The sequence below is a fragment of the Shigella sp. FC1967 genome, assembly GCF_001743005.1.
Classification (GTDB): domain Bacteria; phylum Pseudomonadota; class Gammaproteobacteria; order Enterobacterales; family Enterobacteriaceae; genus Proteus.
Genome location: NZ_MIIZ01000847.1, coordinates 1 through 2,541 on the forward strand (window position 1 = coordinate 1; position 2,541 = coordinate 2,541).

The window sequence follows — 2,541 nt, forward strand, 5'->3', positions numbered from 1 at the left end:
AAAACGCTCGACTAAAGACCAATCGTGACTCACAACCAGTGCAGAGATATCCAGTTGCTTTACCATTTCGACAATGAGTGCATACAGCACTTGCGCATTATGGGGATCAAGGGCTGCGGTGGGTTCATCAGCAAGTAATAAAGCGGGCTCATGGGCGATGGCACGAATAAATGCTACGCGTTGGCGCTCACCAATAGAGAGTTGGCGAGGAAAGCGACTAAGTAAGGGGCGTAATTGCAGATGCTCAATCGCGTGATCGAGCCAAGCAGAGTGTTGCGTTAATCCCAGCATTTTGCGAGGTAATTGAATATTTTGCATAACGGTTAAAAAGGGGAGTAACCCACCGCTTTGGAGCATAAAACCCAATTTTTCAGCACGTAATGATGCAAGTTGAGTTTGTTCATTATTCAACAACGCTTGTGTGATAATTAACTCATTATCAAGTTGAAAATGCGTTAATTCGTCAGGGCGTAAGATTAGCCCAATCATTTCTAGTAAGGTACTTTTCCCACAACCACTTAGCCCTGTTAGCGCGCAAATTTCTCCTTTTTCAAGGGTCAATGAAGGAAGCGCAACACGAAAACCATGTTGCGCATCACCACGCGTAATTGCCATGCCTTCAATCTGGATCATTAAGGCAAGTTTTCCAGTGGAACCGGATAAACGTGATCGCGCGGATCGCTTTGCGGTGCGAGGGATATCCAACGATCAACATCTTCATTATAACGTTGGTAGTATTGCAACTTGGTATTGAGGCGACGGATAAACTTCTCTTGTTCTAGCCCATCCCAGCTTTTCCAAGTTTCTTCATCTAACCCTAAGACTTCACTCAAGTAAGGTAAGTTTTCGACATATTCACCGAGTAAGCCCATTTCACCTAATTTAGTTGCTGAACCTTGTTTGATTTGATTGGGATCGTTCCCCATCGTGGCAGCAATTGAGCGTAAATCAGCAAACATATTGTCAGGCGAGATCAAGCCTTCATTAGCCGCATTAACAATTTTTTTTCATTACATCACTTAAATCGCTAAGCTCACTTTTAGTCAGTAAAACTTGTACTTCTGTCGTTGGGATATTTTGCTGTAATAAGTCCCGATCACTTATCCATGCTTTAAAGACAGGAGGCGCTTTTGTACCTTGCTTTTCACCTAAATAAGCTAAACGCATTGCATAGCCTAAATCGTGCGCATCGTTTAGTAAGGTATCTGTCTCTTTATCTTTGCTATACGCAGGATCAGCATTTAATGCGCTACCTACTGCTGCTTCGCCACGATAAGCCGTTTGAATTTGAGTGGTGACTGCGGTGGCTAGACTATCGACCATTCGACCAAAACTATTTACATCTCCTGAGTTGATAGGGTAGTAAAGGGATTTGTGTAAGAACGGATTCAGCGTTAATGCCTCATATTGCGCTTGTGCAGAAGCATGATTTTTTGCTCCTGATGGGGTTTTTAAGTGCAATGTATAAAGTGCAACACCGCGATAAGCGGCTTCTTGGCGAATTTGTTCAGCATCGAGCTTCGTTGATGAGAGAGGATCATCTCCCGTTAATGCGCCTGCATCGGTGATTAAAATAATGTAGCGCGCACCAAAACGTGTCCAATCAACATCATCAAGGGCTTGCATTACACCAGCGTAAGCATCTTCATCAAAACGACTACTTGAGACTTTAGCTTGGCGTAATTCTTTAACTTTATTCAGGAAATCGGGACCATCTTTCACATCATTAGGATTAACAAACATCTTGCTGTCATATTCCAATGCGGGGACGGCTTTGATATTAGAGCGAAACGCGACTAAACCAAATTTAACCTTATCCAACATGTTGTCTTTTTCGACTTGTGCATAAACCTTTTGGATCGCTTCTTTGGTTCTATCAATATAGGGATCCATGGATATTGTTGAGTCGATAACAAACACTACTGCCGCAGAAAAACCTTGCATCATATTGTCAGCATCTTTGCTGTCTGGTGTTGCCGGTTTTGCACTGTTTGCAGCCGCATTCGCATTCTGTGCGTTTTTGCTGTCTTTGGTTTGAGAAGAGACAGAAGCCACATTGAGCACGCGGACTTTATAGCCCGCATCAGTAAAGACTTCATCTGATCCGAGTACAGGCAACAGATAAAAATTACTTTTTTGATCAATCATATAATCAGGCTCTTTAGCTAAAACAGCCGGATTAACTTTTTGATTTTTGATATCAGCTAAAAAAGGTTGGTACTGTTTTTCAGGCGTTGGGCTTTCAAGTAAGCCTTCAACCGTTTGTTTATCTTTGAAAAATAGCATTGGGTTACGACCCGCTGGGTTAGTAAAAGCCAGCGTTAATTGCATTTTCCATTCAGATGTACAGCTTGCATTCATCCAACCGCTAATATGACCCAAGCTATCAGGGCCGACTTGTAGCCATTCATTGGCGCCTTGTTTTTGACGCTGATAGACATAAAAACGGCTAAATGCGGGTTGTTCTTTACCTGCCGCGCCAATTGTGTCTGCCACTTGGCAACCTGGGTAGGTTAATACACGCTGATAGAGAGTCTTTTT

1 protein-coding gene and 1 pseudogene are annotated in these 2,541 nt (G+C 42.9%); both read right to left on the reverse strand.

Going from position 1 to position 2,541, the window contains the following annotated elements; genetic code table 11:
• Positions 1 to 633, reverse strand: a 633-nt coding sequence (locus tag BHE89_RS14435) for an ABC transporter ATP-binding protein (RefSeq protein ID WP_141008304.1), incomplete at its 3' end; no start/stop codon positions are given.
• A pseudogene (locus BHE89_RS14440) lies at positions 633 to 2,541 on the reverse strand (vWA domain-containing protein); the annotation flags it as partial. The pseudogene BHE89_RS14440 and the gene BHE89_RS14435, both read right to left, overlap by 1 nt.